This window comes from Vibrio sp. 10N.286.52.F8, assembly GCF_041468745.1.
Lineage (GTDB): Bacteria > Pseudomonadota > Gammaproteobacteria > Enterobacterales > Vibrionaceae > Vibrio > Vibrio crassostreae_C.
Genome location: NZ_JBFRJF010000003.1, coordinates 158,416 through 175,038, shown reverse-complemented (window position 1 = coordinate 175,038; position 16,623 = coordinate 158,416). Strand labels below are relative to the sequence as shown.

Sequence of the window (16,623 nt, the reverse complement as noted above, 5' to 3'; positions counted from 1 at the left end):
TATGTCGACTGAAGACAACAAAGAACAACGCCACAAAGCAAGACAACAGAAAGTAAAAGAACAAGTCGATGCACGTGTCGCTGCAGCACAAGAAGTAAAAGGCCTATTGCTGGTCATCACGGGTAACGGTAAAGGTAAATCAACATCCGGTTTTGGTACGATTACACGTGCAGTTGGTCATGGTAAGAAATGCGCCGTTGCTCAGTTTGTTAAAGGTACCTGGGATAACGGCGAAAAAAACGTTCTGCAAAAGCTTGATGTCGAGTTCCAAGTCATGGGCACAGGCTTTACTTGGGAAACTCAGAACAAAGCGCAAGATATTGAAGCTGCGCAGCGTGTATGGAAAGAGTGCCAACGCATGCTGGCTGATGAGTCGATCGATGTGATTCTGTTTGATGAACTGACTTACATGGTTAGCTACGGTTACATCGAACTCGATGAAGTGGTTGAGGCGTTGAATAACCGCCCGAAGATGCAGTCTGTCATCATTACAGGTCGTGGCGCGCACCGTACTCTTACTGAGATAGCAGATACAGTATCTGAAGTTCGCAATGTGAAACACGCTTTTGAATCTGGTGTTAAAGCGCTACAAGGCGTTGACTGGTAATCACCTTCAACCAGAGATCCCCGACTCGGTCATTCTTCCCTCTCGAGGATGACGACCACTAGGCCGTTACGCTCTTGAACAAAGGACGACGGCCTATCGTCATTCCCTAGAGCGAGGGACGAGTGTCATAGGGAATCTCTCTTGAGTATTATCGAGCCAAAAATAAAAAGCGCCATTCCTACAACAGGAGTGGCGCTTTGTTCATTTTTAAATGAGATGAAGACTAGTTAAACAAACCTTTTAGTAGACCGTTTACTGCGTCTCTTGTTTTCTCATCTTTGATCTTGTCACCGTACTTTTCGTCTAACTTTTCTAAACCACGATCAATTTCTTTCTGTGCTTTCTGTTTCAATACATCATCAAAAACAAGTGCAAATTTCGGGGCTGCCCACTGACCTGTTACCTTAATTGGGATAGTCACATCTTTCAGGTCGTCGATGCTCTTACCGCCCTGACCTTCAAGTGAACCCACAATTGATGTACGCACAAGGAAGTCGACCGTTTCATTGATGAAGTTTGCTTTACCTTGACCTGTCACACGTAACAGTGGCGACTGTGCTGATAAGTCGTTAGTTGAAACCCAACCTTTATCCACTTTCAGCGTCGCTTTCATTGCACTGAAGTCCGTTTTTTGAGCTTCATTTGTGCTTTCAACTTTCTCGCCCTTGATCTTAGCGTAGTTTTCTCGAATCAGTTGAGCTACGTTGATGCCGTTAACTGCACCATCTTCAAAGTTAATCGCGATAGTACCGACTAGGTTTTTCTTGATACCCGTCGGAGTTAGACTCTTACCTTTCACGTTGACATCAATATTACCGGTACCTTCCAGCATATCGTTATCTGCAACATCAACCAGTAACGGTTGTACTTTCACGCCTTTGATTTTCTTCTTAGCCGTGTAAGTCGCTGGTGTTTTACGAGCGTCTAACTTTGCAGTAGCAGAAATAGAACCTTGGTAAAGATTCGAGGTGAATGAGGTTAGCTCTGCGATACCACGGTTAACCGAAAATGCGGTTTTAACATTCTGCATCTTCGCGTTGTTCGCCTTGAACTTATCAATCGTGATGTCACCTTTCACGTCTAACGTTTTCAGAGCCGACAGATCAGGTTCCACTTCTTTAGCTGGATCTGAACTACCAGAACTTGACGTTGAACCACCAGCAGAACCAGAAGGCGCTGTGCTCGCTGTTTCTGTTGTATTGCCTAAGCCTAAGAATTCATCTAAATCAATATTCGGGCTATGAAGAGAGAAACGAACCTTTGGTATTTCAGATAGGATTACGTCTGCTTTACCGTCTAATGCAATAGCGTTAGCTTGTAGCTTCTCTAACACAAAGCTCAGGTGGCTCTTGTTAAGATCGAAGCTTAAGTCAGACAGCATGTCGACTTTCATTGGAGACTGAGGAAGCGTGTCGCCTTTGAATGTTGAGTCTAACGTTAACTTGTTCAGCGTTACTTTTGAAATCGCGCTATCAACAGTAAGTTCACCGCCACCTTTAAGATCAAGGTCAAGGCCAGCTGCATTACCGATTACAGCGTAAGTCAGTTGGTTTACCTTATCGAACTCAAACGTATTCAAGCCAATTTTTGCTGACTCAATCGACGTCGCTGGATCATTGAACTTAGCGTTTAAGTCGATATTACGAAGTGCGTAACTTGCAAAGCCTTCAGCTAATTTGAATTCTGCACTGCCTTGTGCAGAGAACTTCTGTTGATTGTTCTCACCAGAAGCCGCAAATGTCGCGGTTGTCCATGTATCAACGGCAAACTCAGAAAGATTCAAAGACACATCGTATAGCTTAGTGAATGAACCCGCTTGCTTGTCGTCCATTTCAAACAATGCGTTTGATACAGTTACGCCTGCAAGGTTGATCGTCCAACCCGATGCGTCTGTGGTAGTTTGCTCTTGAGGGGCAGGCGCTGATTCAGAACTTGTGCCTGCTGCAGGCTCAGATTCTTGAGGCGCTGACGCTTGCGTTAGTGCATCAATGTTCTTGCGACCATCTTTAAGCGTTTCTAAATAGAATTCTGCACCATCTAGAGTAATGTTGCCGATCTCTAGTTGGTTGCTAAATAGCGGAGTAACCGAAACGTCAACGCCAACGGTATCAACCTTAAATAGGTTAGGTTGCGTAAAACCTTCAGGGTTGCGTAATTCAGTTTGACCAAGTTCAAAGCCAATGGATGGGAAGAATTGCCAGCTGATATCACCCTCGATCACTAGCTCTAGGCCTGTGTGTTTTTGGGCTTGTTCGACAATTAATGGCTTAAATTGGTTGGGATTCACTAACAGCACTAGTGCCAGAATTGCTGCAACGACAACAAACACTGGTACAGCTATGAAAATGAGTAGTTTCTTCATCCGCATATTCCTTGCTTAGATTCCAAAAGAAAGTGGCACTATAAAAGTGCCACTGATTCGGTAAAAAATAAAGCCAAGTGAGTCACTTAGGCAAAATTTTATTCGATTAAGACTTCAACAACTTCGCAATGTGCGCTTTTAGCACATCAATCGCAATACGGTTTTTACCACCACGAGGAACGATGATGTCTGCATGTTGTTTTGAAGGCTCGATAAACTGCATGAACATTGGACGTACTGTTTCTTGGTATTGCTTAAGTACAGTGTCCATTGTACGACCACGCTCTTCTACATCACGCTTAACACGGCGTAATAGACAGATGTCTAATGGTGTATCCATAAACACACTTGCGTGCATTAGTTTACGAAGACGCGGGTCTGTTAGAAGCAGAATACCCTCTAAAATGATCACTTTCTTTGGAGTAAGTGTAGTCGTTTCAGAAGTACGTGTGTGCTCTGTGTAGCTGTATTCAGGAACTTCTACGGCGTTGCCACTCATTAGCTGCTGTAGATGTTCACATAAAAGATCATGATCTAGTGCATTTGGGTGATCGTAGTTAGTTTTAACACGCTCTTCCATACTCAAGTGGCTTTGGTCGCTGTAATAGCAATCTTCCGTGATAACACCAATTTGATGGTCGCCTACTTTTTCGCGCAATTCATTATAAATTGTACTAGCAATCAGACTTTTTCCTGAAGCTGAAGCGCCAGCGATACCTACGATGACACATTGATTATTATCAGACATTAATTTTGCACCCGATATGGTTTGGTGGTGGGAAGAGATAAACCGCCTGATTATAGGGGCTAAAGCACATAGATTCTAGTCGCCATTTTAGCTAATTGCAGTCAAATTGATGATATCAATGCATTTAATGAATGCAATCGTTTGCTTTCAAATAACTTGCCTACAACTATTTGCACAACCCCAATGGCTATCAGCCTAAATCCAACCGCTATTTATCTAATCCAACATGATTAACACAACTTTTTGATTATCTTTCGCTATTCAACCAAAGAAAAGTTAATCGCTTCTGGTCTCGCCTTGCCGGTCCAGAACATCTTCGCAGCCACATTCTCTGCAAGCTCTAAGTAGTGACGTGTATGTTCACTATCTGGACGACGAATCACCGTCGGGCAACCTGCATCGATATCTTCTCGCACATCAATATGAAGAGGGATCTGTGCCAAAATATCGAGGTAAAACTCTTCTGACATAGCTTCGGCACCACCAGCACCAAAGATATGCTCTTTCTCACCACAGTGACTACAAATATGATAGCTCATGTTTTCAACTAAGCCTGCGACTGGCACACTCACCTTATCAAACATCGCTACGCCTTTACGTGCATCCGCTAGCGCCAAATCTTGAGGAGTGGTCACCACTACAGCCCCGGTCACTGGGATCTGTTGCGATAACGTCAGCTGAATATCGCCCGTGCCCGGTGGCATATCAATAACTAGATAATCCAACTCTGGCCATACGGTTTCGTTAACAAGCTGACCTAAAGCCTTGGCCGCCATTGGACCGCGCCAAATCGCAGCGTCATCTTTCGACACAAGATAACCGATAGAGTGAGTGAAAATACCGTGCGCTTCGATTGGCATCATCCACTTGTTATTCTGGACTTCTGGTTTCGCATCTAATTGGCCAAGCATCATAGGTACAGAAGGACCATAGATATCCGCATCCAACAAACCCACTTTTGAACCAGACTTAGATAAAGCCAAAGCAAGGTTGACTGAAGTGGTCGATTTACCCACCCCACCCTTTGCAGATGTCACGGCGATGATGTTCTTCACCCCCTTCAATGGTGTCGCAACCGTGGTTTCTAACGCAGACGGCTTCACCTTCACTTCAAACTGAAAAGCGCTAACAAGCTGTTGTTCAATCTGAGAGTGAATCCACTGTTCCAATTCAACCGCAAGCTGATTAGCGGCAAAAGGTAAGGTGATAACAAATGATCCACGCGGATCAACCGATACAATATTTTGGTGTAGCGCCCACTCTGGGATGAGGATTGGTGACTCGAACTCATTCAACCATGAACAGAAATCTTGCTTAGAAGTAAAGTTACGCATTGGGACTCCTTTTTTTATTTATGCTATCACCCACGAGATGAAGACTGAACCCCTAAAAAACTAGGGGAATCCTTAGTCTGATACCTTGGCGTATCACACGTTATAAAGTAGTATTACCTCTCAAATTTATACCTATCAAAAAAGCGAATTATTAAGTATGGCAACTGATCCAAGACAACTTTTGGTAACTTGTGCGCTTCCGTACGCTAACGGCTCTATTCACCTTGGCCATATGCTTGAGCATATCCAAGCTGATATCTGGGTTCGATACCAGCGTCTACGTGGCAACACTGTAAACTTCATCTGTGCTGACGATGCTCACGGCACGCCAATTATGCTTAAAGCTCAACAGATGGGTATCACGCCAGAAGAGATGATCGCTGCTGTTAGTGAAGAGCACCAAAAAGACTTCGCTGGCTTTGATATCAGCTTTGATAACTACCACAGCACACACAGCGAAGAGAACCGTGAACTGGCTTCTCACATCTACTTAGAACTTAAAAAGAACGGCTTCATTTCTAGCCGCACTATTTCTCAGCTTTTCGATCCTGAGAAAGAGATGTTCCTACCAGACCGCTTCGTAAAAGGTACTTGCCCTAAGTGTAAGTCAGAAGACCAGTATGGTGATAACTGTGATAACTGTGGTGAGACATACAGCCCAACTGAGCTAATTAACCCTAAATCAGCGGTTTCTGGCGCAACTCCAGTAATGAAAGACTCTGAGCACTTCTTCTTCGACCTACCTCAGTTCGAAAGCATGCTTAAAGAGTGGACTCGTTCTGGCTCTCTACAGAATGAAACTGCAAACAAAATGCAGGAATGGTTTGAGTCTGGTCTGCAACAGTGGGATATCTCACGTGATGCACCTTACTTCGGCTTTGAAATCCCAGGCGAAAAAGACAAGTTCTTCTACGTATGGCTAGACGCACCTGTTGGCTACATGGCTTCTTTCAAGAACCTATGTGACAAACGTGACGATCTAAACTTCGATGAATACTGGAAGAAAGACAGCACAACTGAGCTTTACCACTTCATCGGTAAAGACATTGTTTACTTCCACAGCCTATTCTGGCCAGCAATGCTAGACGGCGCAGGTTTCCGTAAGCCAAACAACGTATTCGTACACGGCTACGTAACAGTGAACGGTGCGAAGATGTCTAAGTCGAAAGGCACATTCATCAAAGCAAGCACGTACCTAAACCACCTAGACCCTGAGTGTCTACGTTACTACTACGCTGCGAAACTAAACAGCCGCATCGATGACTTAGATCTTAACCTTGAAGACTTCACTCAACGTGTAAACGCTGACGTAGTAAACAAGATTGTTAACCTAGCTTCTCGTAACGCTGGCTTCATTACTAAGCGTTTTGAAGGCAAGCTAGCTGCTGAATTTGCAGAGCCTGAGCTATACAACGAATTCGTTGCTGCTGCTGAGCGTATCGGTGAGCTATACGAAACTCGTGAATTCAGCCGTGCTATCCGTGAAATCACTGCACTAGCGGATAAAGCTAACCAGTACATCGACGAAAAAGCACCTTGGGTTCTTGCAAAAGAAGAAGGCAAAGAAGCTGAGCTTCAACAAGTTTCTTCTGTAGGTATTAACCTATTCCGCGTACTGATGGCTTACCTGAAACCAGTGATGCCAGAGCTTGCAGCTCGCACTGAAGCTTTCCTAAACGAAGAGCTAACGTGGGAAGCGATTGCTACTCCGCTAACTGATCACGAGATCACTAAGTTCAAAGCGCTATTCAACCGCATTGACCCTAAGAAAGTGGAAGCAATGGTTGAGTCTTCTAAAGAAGATGCAGCCGCTGAAGCAGCAGCGAAAGAAAAAGCAGAAGCTGAAAAAGAGCAAGCAAGCCAAACTGAGCTAGACAAAGAGCCAATCGCAGACGAGATTGAGTTCGATGCCTTTGCAGCAGTAGACATGCGTATCGCTCGTATCATCTCTTGTGAAGAAGTACCAAAAGCGAACAAACTACTGAAGTTCCAACTAGACATCGGTGGTGAGACTCGCCAAGTATTCTCTGGTATCAAATCAGCATACAAACCTGAAGAGCTAGAAGGCAAGCTAACTGTAATGGTAGCAAACCTAAAACCTCGTAAGATGAAGTTTGGTATGTCTGAAGGCATGATCCTAGCAGCGGGCCCTGGCGGCAGCGACCTATGGATCCTTGAGCCACACGAAGGTGCTCAACCTGGTATGCGTGTAATGTAATTCTGACTCCAGTCAGATAACAAGCACCCATCACTAAATCCCTAATGCATTTTTGACTTGAAAGAGTTAATCAGCATTGGGGATTTTTTATATCTACCGAAAATTAGCGTTCTCTGTTAGAGTCGCCGTCAACTATGCTATGTAGAGTAGAAATTGGTTCGTCGACAAAAATAGGCTAAACCAACACCTCTTTACTCTAAAACCCTTTTTAGGAATCCCCAGTGACTAACAACGAAATCTTGCGTCGTATTCAACACGCACTAAACCTTAAAAATGCACAAATCATCAAAGCTATCGAACAAGCTGATGTGACTGTTGCTCATGACCAAGTGATTAACTGGCTAAAAGATGACAACGACAAGTCATGCTCTAAGATGAAAGATAAAGAGTTAGCGGTATTCCTAAATGGTTTCATCAACCTTAAGCGTGGCAAAAAAGAAGGCGAGCAACCTAAACCTGAAGTTGCACTGACGAACAACATGATCTTCATGAAGCTTCGTATCGCATTAAACATGAAAGCAGAAGATGTTTTGGACGTACTAGAAGTGGTTGGCATTAGCTTGAGCAAGTACGAAATCGGCGCTTACTTCCGCAAGCCAGAAAACAAAAACTACAAAGTGTGTGAAGACCAACTACTTTGCGATTTTCTAAACGGTGTGCAATTTACCAACCGTCCAGACTCAGAAGAGTTTACGGGTTAAGTTACTACTCCTAGATAAATTTTAAGTTGCTACACATAGATAAATTACTCGTCATAGGTAAGTAACTGACCCACTGATAATTTTCTAGTAACGACAGATAAATAAAAAGCGGCGAGATAATTGAATTATCTCGCCGCTTTTTCGTTTTCTTTACGTCACTGACTAAACAGGAACAACAATAGTAAACCTATGGCTTAGCTGTCGTCTTCAGTGAAGTTCGTCGGCAATGTCGTTTTCATTTCATTCCAAACTTGTGCACTTGCGATACCGTAGTTACGAATCACTAATGGCAAAGTTTCGCGCTCGCCACTTTCACAGATAATGAACAACTCTTTATAAAAGTCCATCGCTAAACGTCGTGCTTCTGGGTTAGAGAAGTAGTAGCTACCGATACGGTCATAAAGTTTACGCACACCGTTAAAGATCAGGCCGTAAATCTGGTTGCCTGAGTGGAATGCCAAACGTTGGAAAAGCATGTAATCATAGAAGTTGAAAGTCTTCGCGATTAAGATCGTCTGACGTTTCGCTTCATCTTTTTCTGAATCTTCTTTTACCGCTTGTTTGATCTTGTCAGCGTATGGCGACGATTCTAGGAACTCATCCCAAGTTGGTGCCGCAAGTAGCGCTTCACAAGATTCAATCACGTTACTGATAGTACGCTCTGAAGCTTCTTTGTTTGCTTTGAATGCATAACGCATAAAGATCGGGCTAATATTAGTACGAGCAGCAAGCAGGTCTTCTACCATTTTGCTTGCGTTATCAACGTCCAACGTCATTAGCGTATCAAGGATATGAAGACCTGAGGTTTCCATAAACTGGTTAACTTTAGTTGGTTTGCCATGTTGGATTGTCAACCAACCATCACGAGCAAGACGTTGTAGTACTTCACGAAGCGTAGTACGTGTAACACCAATCAGCTCAGAAAGCTCACGCTCTGCGGGCAAGATAGAACCTGGAGGGAAACGGCCATTCCAAATACTTTCAATGATATACTTCTCTGCAAATCCTGCCGGGCTCTTCGCCTTAATGACCATCTACACTTCAATCCAATTTAATTATTCTGTTCTAATTTACTCATCATACCACTAGTTCACACCTAGCGGAAACACCCTCAAAAATTTTACTCACCCTAAACACCGTTAGAGTTATAACTCTAAAGTTCAGCACACGTTTGCACCTCAGGTTTGTAAAGCAAGCGACTCTAAACCACCATTTAAACAAACCGTTAACACAACAATTTTTCTTTAAAATCAATGGGATTGGTCATATTTTTAAAGCTATTAATTTGCAATATTAAGTTGTAATAATCATATATAAGCCGTCGTTATTCTGTAATTTTCAATCATTTCGCTGAAATATTGATTCTAGTCGGTTTTTATCACATTTTAAGTGGTATGCTTGCGCTACTTTGATCGCGTTTCTCAACAAAAAAGAGGTATTTTTAGGGCTACAGGGCTTTTCCTGTTGACTAAATGTTATCTAAGAGTAAAGTTGCGCTCAAAAATAAGCAGTGCTTGAGTTTCTAAGGGAGTGACTTGGCAAGACCACAGAACATTACATGGAATGTAGTTTTTCTAAGTCACTGTTAGTTATAGTTTTTAACAATTTCTATAGCTCGATTCTCAAAATGTTGTATTGCTTGTCTATTCATAATCAACATAAAAGAGTATTAACATGCCGATGTCTCTCGGAAACGCTTTTATCAAGAACTTCCTTGGTAAAGCTCCTGATTGGTATAAACTTGCCATCATTTCCTTTTTAATCATCAACCCGTTTGTTTTCTTCCTAGTTGACCCATTTGTTGCGGGCTGGCTATTGGTGGTTGAGTTTATTTTCACTCTAGCTATGGCTCTCAAATGCTACCCACTTCAACCGGGTGGTCTATTAGCTATTCAAGCAGTCGCCATTGGCATGACCAAACCAGAAATGGTTTATCACGAGCTGCAAGCAAACCTTCCTGTATTACTCTTGCTCGTATTCATGGTTGCTGGCATTTACTTCATGAAAGAACTGCTTTTGTTCATTTTCACGAAGATCTTGCTTGGCATCCAATCTAAAATTTTACTCTCCGTTGCCTTCTGTGTTGCTGCCGCTTTCTTATCAGCATTCCTAGATGCACTAACAGTAATCGCCGTAGTTATTAGCGTTGCGGTCGGCTTCTACTCTATCTACCACAAGGTTGCATCAGGCAAGGGCACAACGTCTTCGCACGATCATACTCATGATGAAGAGATCTCAGAGCTAACTCGTGATGACCTAGAAAACTACCGTGCTTTCCTACGTTCACTGCTAATGCACGCTGGTGTGGGTACAGCACTGGGTGGTGTAATGACCATGGTAGGAGAACCACAAAACTTGGTAATTGCTAAGCAAGCAGGTTGGGAGTTCGGTGAATTTATCATCCGTATGCTGCCAGTAACACTACCTGTTTTCTTCTGCGGTATTTTAACTTGTGCACTTGTCGAGAAATTCAAAGTGTTTGGTTACGGTGCTCAACTACCAATGAATGTTCGCCAAATCTTAGTTGAGTTTGACAACAAAGAACGTGCAAACCGCACAAAGCAAGACGTAGCAAAACTATGGGTTCAAAGTGCAATCGCAGTTTGGCTTATCGTCGGCCTTGCACTTCACGTTGCTGAAGTAGGTTTGATTGGCCTGTCTGTGATCATCTTAGCTACAGCATTTACGGGTGTTATTGAAGAACACTCTATGGGTAAAGCCTTTGAAGAAGCGCTGCCATTTACTGCACTTCTTGCCGTTTTCTTCGCTGTTGTTGCTGTGATCATCGACCAAGCTCTATTTAAGCCAGTCATCGATGCAGTACTTCACGTTGAAGATAAAGGCGCACAGCTCGCACTCTTCTATATTGCCAACGGTATTTTATCGATGGTTTCAGATAACGTGTTCGTCGGTACGGTTTACATTAACGAAGTGAAAACTGCACTGGTTGAAGGCATCATCACTCGTGATCAGTTCGACCTACTTGCTGTTGCTATCAACACTGGTACTAACCTACCTTCTGTTGCAACGCCAAACGGCCAGGCTGCATTCCTATTCCTATTAACATCAGCACTTGCTCCGTTAATTAGATTGTCTTACGGTCGCATGGTTATCATGGCGTTGCCATACACCATCGTATTGGCACTGGTTGGCCTTGCTGGTATCGTGTTCTTTGTTGAGCCGATGACCGCTTGGTTCTACGATGCAGGTTGGATCATTCAGCGTACTGGTGAGGTTGTCGCTCCAGTTATCTCTGGTGGTCACTAATCCGATTTTGTGTTGCGAAACACAATAAGTGTATCTAACTAATCAAAAATATTAGTTGATTAGGAAACTTATCCAAGATAAAAAGCTCTGAGTAATCAGGGCTTTTTTATTTTATAGACAGGATTCAATTCGTGAACTTTTTAGCAATGATCAAAGACTTCTCTAAGGGACGTTTATCTTGGCTTTTACTGCTGGCTTTTATTGTCTTTTTTGAAGCGTGCGCTCTCTTCTTCCAACACGTGATGATGCTTGGTCCTTGCGTGATGTGTATCTATGAGCGCGTTGCTATGCTCGCTATCGGTGTTGCCGCCATGATTGGTGCGATTGCCCCGAATAACCCAATATCACGCTGGTTAGGCCTTGCTAGCTGGGGATTTGGCGCATACAAAGGTTTGATGCTTGCTTTAGAGCACGTCGATTACCAGTTCAATCCGTCCCCTTTCGCAACCTGCGACTTATTCGTAACCTTCCCTAGCTGGGCGCCTTTAAACCAATGGGCTCCGTGGATGTTTGAGGCTTACGGCGATTGCAGCAAGGTTGTGTGGCAGTTCTTCGATCTTTCTATGCCTCAGTGGCTAGTAATTATCTTTGCAGGTAACTTGGTTGCTTTCGGTATTGTGGTTATTTCTCAATTTGTGAAGTCGAAAAAGGACTTGCAGTAAGCCGTTGACACTTGGACAACAAAAAAGTCGACCACGAGGTCGACTTTTTTATTACTTAAGCTTTTGAACATATTAAGAGAGTCTGTTATTCACACAAACTAAGTTGCTCAACAAGCCGTGATTAGCTGCTTTTACCGCAGCATTGTTTAAACTTCTTGCCGCTTTCACAAGGGCAAAGGTCGTTTCGACCAATATCTTTAAACGGGTTCACGCTCTGGGACTTATTGCCCAACATAGCTTCATCCGCTGCCATTGCCACTTCTGAGATCATCAGATCGACTTGACCCACTAAATCGGCAAGCGATGGTGGGTTAGTAAGCCCTGCAGCGATCATTTGTTGTTGAGTTTGCTCTTCATCAATCGCAAGCATCAAGGTGGTTAAGAGCGCTTGCAACATGCGCAGAGTACCATCCGCGACTGTCACGCTCTGCCACTGCTCTTCCACTGTTGGCCAAACCATCATGAAGCCTTCAGAAAAATCAGCGAACTGTTCGTTAAAGTCACCTTCAGCCAGTACTTCTGTTAATAGGTATTCATTACGCTGAATCAGGTTGTGCTGGCGATTAATCTGTTCTGTCACCGTTGTTACCAGCTCTTTACCCGCTTCAGGCGCAACGATAACCAGCCACTCTTCTGGATCGAGTGGTTTGGTCGCTAAGTTAGAGGCAAGGATTGCACCTTCCATAAACTGCGGAGTAATGTCAGTGATTGATTCTGGTAGGCTTAATAATTGATATGTCATGAAAGCTCTGGATATTGGGCATTTTCGATATTATAACGCCATCCTCCCAAAGATGTCGCTATTAAGAGACGAAACCATCATTAAGACATGCACCACACTCATAGTGACAATTCTGTAAGCACACCGTACAATCACGCCTCGAATTTTTCGGTTCATTCAGTTTTGGTAAAGCAACATGCGCGTAATACTTGGCCCTATGGAGGGCGTTCTAGACCACCTAATGCGTGAAATTCTCACAGAGATTAATGATTACGATCTCTGTGTGACAGAGTTTGTGCGCGTCGTAGATCAACTTCTTCCCCCGCATGTGTTCCACCGTATTTGCCCTGAGCTACATCAAGGCTCTCAGACCATGGCTGGTGTGCCAATCCATCTGCAACTTCTAGGGCAACACCCAAATTGGATGGCCGAGAATGCTTTTCAAGCTGCTAGCTTAGGCGCGAAAGGGATCGATCTTAATTTTGGTTGCCCAGCAAAAGCGGTCAACAAAAGTAATGGTGGCGCTTCATTGCTAAAAGAGCCAGAGCTCATCTATCAAGTGGTGAACGCCTGTCGAGAAGCGGTACCGGCACACATTCCTGTGTCCGCAAAGATTCGATTAGGTTGGGAGCATCCGGAAGAGTGCTTTGAAATCGTCGATGCCATCGAACAAGCCAAAGCTGACGAACTCACCGTGCATGCAAGAACCAAAGTTGGCGGCTATAAAGCCAGCGAAATCAAATGGGACTTCATCAATCAAATAAGAGAAAAAACATCTCTGCCGTTGATTGCTAATGGGGAGATCTGGAACTATCAAGATGGTCAAGATTGCATAGAAGCAACAGGCGTCGATTCATTAATGGTCTGCCGTGGTGCTTTCAATATTCCAAACCTTGGTAACGTCGTTAAGCACAACCACCAGAAAATGCCGTGGGATAAAGTCATTGAACTTTTGCTGCGCTATTCAGAGTTTCAAATTAAAGGGGACAAAGGCATGTACTACCCCAATAGAGTGAAGCAGTGGTTTGTTTATCTAAGTAAAGGCTACCCTGAAGCGAACGAACTGTTTAAAGAAATTCGTACTTTCAAAAAGGCGCCACCGATTGTAGAACGCCTTCAGCGTTATCAAGAAGAACGCCGCCAACCTGTTTAAGATTATGTTTAGGGTTAAATACCCAACGCTACAAACGTGTTTACCGGTGCAAATAAGCTTTGCTTGGTAGACACGTTCGCTCTTCCCTCTTTCATTTTCATTCTCATTTTCATACAAAGCATCGATTCAATAACGTGGTTAAAATTTAAGACGGTCTTTGCCCGTCGTCTTAGCCACGTACAGCTTTTCATCGGCGTACTTAAATATCTCATCGAAGTTAAGTTTACTTTGCTCAGTTTCAACAATGCAGACACCGCCAGACACCGTAAATCCATTTGGAATAATGTCGGCTGAAGTGGAACAAATCGCATTCTTCACTCGCTCTAATGTTCTCATCAAAGTTTCACGATCTTCGCCTTTCATATAAACGACAAACTCTTCACCGCCAAACCGTGCTGCAACGTCACTGCTTCGAATACTGTTGCTGATCTGACGCGACATATAACGAATCACATCATCCCCCTTATCGTGGCCGTAGGTGTCGTTAATTGACTTAAAATCATCAATATCGAAGACGGTTAATGCAAACAGTTGATCGTGCTCTACACTGCGCCAGAACGCTTCTAAGCCACGACGATTCAATAACCCTGTCATAGGGTCTTTGGCTGCGAGATCTTTGAAGTAACCACGTTCAATATTGGAATTGACGTAGAAGAAGATGGTTACTGAGAACAGATACACAATGATGGCAACAATAAGGCTGTCTTTCTCGTAGACGAAAAAGTGCTCAACCTCTTTCGCGATGTCTAATTTGTAATACATCGCATGGTGAGACGAGACACCATCCAGTTTGATCTCGTGATAAAAAGCCGCAGAATCTACCGGAGTCGCTAAAGTGGTATCAATGATATCGATCCGACCTGCAAGATGCTCATTCGAGTTTGCGAGCAGCTTGTCAGCATTAATATCCACCGACAGCATCCCTTGGTGAACGCCTTTATGGAATACAGGGATCGTCATACTGATTATACGGTCAAGGGAATCAAAACGATAACCAGGGCCTGAAAGGGTAAGTTGGTCAGGGTTGTTGGCTGTTTTCTGCCAATAAGGACGACTCTTTATGGTCGAGAGTAACTCTTTGCTCAGCCCTTTGGCAAAACCTTCAGGTGAAGAGATCACATAGCCGCTCGTATCAATAAAGTGCACGCCGGCATGGTATTCATCAAGCTGGGATAAAAATGAAAGAATAGGAGCTAACGCTATTTTTTCTGACGCGCTCTTATAACTATCACTGCTTTCAGAACAAAGAGACTCTTGACCGATTAGCATATAGTCGATATCGACAGAGGGAATGTCTGAGGTTTTACCGTCGGCAAGTAGCAATACATCAATAGGCCAAATTTGGCAAAGACCATCCACAACTTGTTTGTTGTGCTCAAGAAAGAGAGGGCTTCCTGATTTGTAGTAGTTGGAGAAGCTGTAGTCTAAGGCTGTCACCACCTTTGTGGTTCGTTTGAACACCTCTTCAATACGCTGGAATTCACTGCCAATGTCTTTCTTCACCAAATCAAAATGATTCTTTCCTATTAGGCCAAGTAACATCGCGGCGATCACAGCGGGAAACCCGAAAACAAAGGTTAGGCTAAAGTGCCTATTTACTTTCATATAATGTGCTCTTAGCGTTCAGCTATTTTCATTTTCCCCATTAATATTATTACATTAATCGGCAATTCGCTCGACGTAAAATAATGTAAATTGATATTAACGACACACCTAACGGTCAAATAACCGCTTACAAATGAATAAAATAGAGAAGCGCCAACATATAGAGCAGGTGAGTTTGTTATCTGAGCCCATTTCAATGCTGTTAATAATATGACTTATGGCCTATTAGCTCACCTAACACCAAACTCAATTCACCGGCTAATGACCGCACGCTCAATCACAGATTGAGGCACTGTCACGCCAAGCTCACGAGCAGCATCTAGGTTGACCACCAGCTGAGAACTCTGCGCAGTTTTGACACTCAACTTCCCGGGCTTCTGTCCTTCCAGAATGGCTGCGACATAATCCGCGGTCTGAACCCCAACATCATAATAATCTAGACCTAAACCAGCAATCGCTCCCTTTCCGACATAAGATGTGGCGCCTGCGACGACTGGCGTATCTGCATGGTTAGCCGCTTTGATAAGACCCTCCATGCCGCTTGCAACCGTATTATCGGTCAAGGCATAGATAACATCGGACTTCTTAGCAATGGATTCTGCTTTTGCTTCGACATCGTCAACAGTCAGCGCTTTTTCGGTGTGAAGTGTATAACCGAAATCTCGAGTTGCCTTTCTCAATAACCCAACTAACGCAACGGCATTTGCTTCTGCTGGGTTGTAAACTACACCGATTGAATTAGCTTCAGGGAGCAGTTCTTTGATTAATGACACATGCTGAGTGATCGGAGATAAGTCAGAAAGCCCCGTGACATTACGCCCCGGCTTTTCTAATTGTTTAACGAGCCTAGCGCCGATAGGATCCGTAACCGCTGTAAACACGATAGGAATCGAGCGAGTCGCCGACACTAAGGCTTGTGAAGTCGGTGTCGCGATACCAACAAGTACATGTGGATTTTCACTGACGAGCTCTCTGGCAATCTTGGCTGCCTGAGCCGGGTTACCATTCGCCATTTCATAGGAGAATTCTAAGTTCTTACCGGGTTCATAACCATTGGCTCTCAATCCTTCAAGAAGCCCTAAACGTGTCGCATTCAGATCTGGATGGTCAACAACTTGTGAAACCGACACTTTGGCAACGTTTGCCATTGCATTGCCAGTCCATAGCAACATCAAGCAACTTAAAACCGCTGCCAATACCTTTCTTACAGAACTCATTATCGCTCCCTGAATCAAGCTCTACCCG

At 43.8% G+C, this 16,623-nt stretch carries 13 protein-coding genes; 6 read left to right on the top strand and 7 right to left on the bottom strand.

What is annotated here, in order from left to right; translation table 11 throughout:
- Position 1 precedes the first annotated feature (1 nt).
- Complete coding sequence (gene cobO, locus AB4133_RS01105) at positions 2 to 607, top strand: cob(I)yrinic acid a,c-diamide adenosyltransferase (RefSeq protein ID WP_017062158.1); 606 nt, start codon at positions 2 to 4, stop codon at positions 605 to 607.
- Between the two features lie 223 nt (positions 608 to 830).
- On the opposite strand, the gene AB4133_RS01100 is transcribed toward cobO, so the two are convergent.
- The 3 genes from AB4133_RS01100 to apbC form a co-directional block, all read right to left on the bottom strand.
- The gene (locus tag AB4133_RS01100) at positions 831 to 2,969 is read right to left on the bottom strand and encodes an AsmA family protein (protein ID WP_102427874.1); all 2,139 of its coding nucleotides are present in this window, start codon (positions 2,967 to 2,969) and stop codon (positions 831 to 833) included.
- Between the two features lie 106 nt (positions 2,970 to 3,075).
- Positions 3,076 to 3,717, bottom strand: a complete 642-nt coding sequence (gene udk, locus AB4133_RS01095; RefSeq protein ID WP_004734002.1) for a uridine kinase — start codon at positions 3,715 to 3,717, stop codon at positions 3,076 to 3,078.
- Between the two features lie 257 nt (positions 3,718 to 3,974).
- Entirely contained in the window at positions 3,975 to 5,051 is a 1,077-nt protein-coding gene (gene apbC, locus AB4133_RS01090; RefSeq protein WP_048613198.1) for an iron-sulfur cluster carrier protein ApbC, read from the bottom strand.
- Positions 5,052 to 5,208: 157 nt separating this feature from the next.
- Between apbC and metG the strand changes: the two genes are divergently transcribed.
- Both metG and AB4133_RS01080 read left to right on the top strand, forming a co-directional pair.
- The gene (gene metG, locus AB4133_RS01085; protein WP_017062160.1) at positions 5,209 to 7,269 is read left to right on the top strand and encodes a methionine--tRNA ligase; all 2,061 of its coding nucleotides are present in this window, start codon (positions 5,209 to 5,211) and stop codon (positions 7,267 to 7,269) included.
- Positions 7,270 to 7,490: 221 nt separating this feature from the next.
- Positions 7,491 to 7,970 carry a DUF1456 family protein gene (locus tag AB4133_RS01080; protein ID WP_016783812.1) on the top strand — a complete coding sequence of 160 codons (480 nt, stop codon included), beginning with the start codon at positions 7,491 to 7,493 and terminating at the stop codon, positions 7,968 to 7,970.
- A gap of 194 nt (positions 7,971 to 8,164) precedes the next feature.
- On the opposite strand, the gene fadR is transcribed toward AB4133_RS01080, so the two are convergent.
- Positions 8,165 to 9,004 (bottom strand): fatty acid metabolism transcriptional regulator FadR, encoded by an 840-nt coding sequence (gene fadR, locus AB4133_RS01075; RefSeq protein ID WP_017062161.1) that lies wholly within the window; start codon positions 9,002 to 9,004, stop codon positions 8,165 to 8,167.
- A 640-nt stretch (positions 9,005 to 9,644) separates the two neighbouring features.
- Here fadR and nhaB point away from each other — a divergent pair.
- Both nhaB and dsbB read left to right on the top strand, forming a co-directional pair.
- Entirely contained in the window at positions 9,645 to 11,237 is a 1,593-nt protein-coding gene (gene nhaB / locus AB4133_RS01070; protein ID WP_136973544.1) for a Na(+)/H(+) antiporter NhaB, read from the top strand.
- Positions 11,238 to 11,383: 146 nt separating this feature from the next.
- Complete coding sequence (dsbB, locus tag AB4133_RS01065) at positions 11,384 to 11,899, top strand: disulfide bond formation protein DsbB (protein ID WP_029235613.1); 516 nt, start codon at positions 11,384 to 11,386, stop codon at positions 11,897 to 11,899.
- Positions 11,900 to 12,020: 121 nt separating this feature from the next.
- On the opposite strand, the gene AB4133_RS01060 is transcribed toward dsbB, so the two are convergent.
- Positions 12,021 to 12,641 (bottom strand): YecA family protein, encoded by a 621-nt coding sequence (locus AB4133_RS01060; protein ID WP_372122663.1) that lies wholly within the window; start codon positions 12,639 to 12,641, stop codon positions 12,021 to 12,023.
- Positions 12,642 to 12,816: 175 nt separating this feature from the next.
- On the opposite strand from AB4133_RS01060, the gene dusC reads away from it, so the two are divergent.
- Complete coding sequence (dusC, locus tag AB4133_RS01055) at positions 12,817 to 13,773, top strand: tRNA dihydrouridine(16) synthase DusC (protein ID WP_017069187.1); 957 nt, start codon at positions 12,817 to 12,819, stop codon at positions 13,771 to 13,773.
- Positions 13,774 to 13,911: 138 nt separating this feature from the next.
- Here dusC and AB4133_RS01050 read toward each other — a convergent pair whose 3' ends face one another.
- Both AB4133_RS01050 and AB4133_RS01045 read right to left on the bottom strand, forming a co-directional pair.
- Complete coding sequence (locus tag AB4133_RS01050) at positions 13,912 to 15,378, bottom strand: sensor domain-containing diguanylate cyclase (protein WP_017062166.1); 1,467 nt, start codon at positions 15,376 to 15,378, stop codon at positions 13,912 to 13,914.
- 251 nt (positions 15,379 to 15,629) lie between these two features.
- Positions 15,630 to 16,595, bottom strand: a complete 966-nt coding sequence (locus AB4133_RS01045; protein WP_017062167.1) for an ABC transporter substrate-binding protein — start codon at positions 16,593 to 16,595, stop codon at positions 15,630 to 15,632.
- Positions 16,596 to 16,623 lie beyond the last annotated feature (28 nt).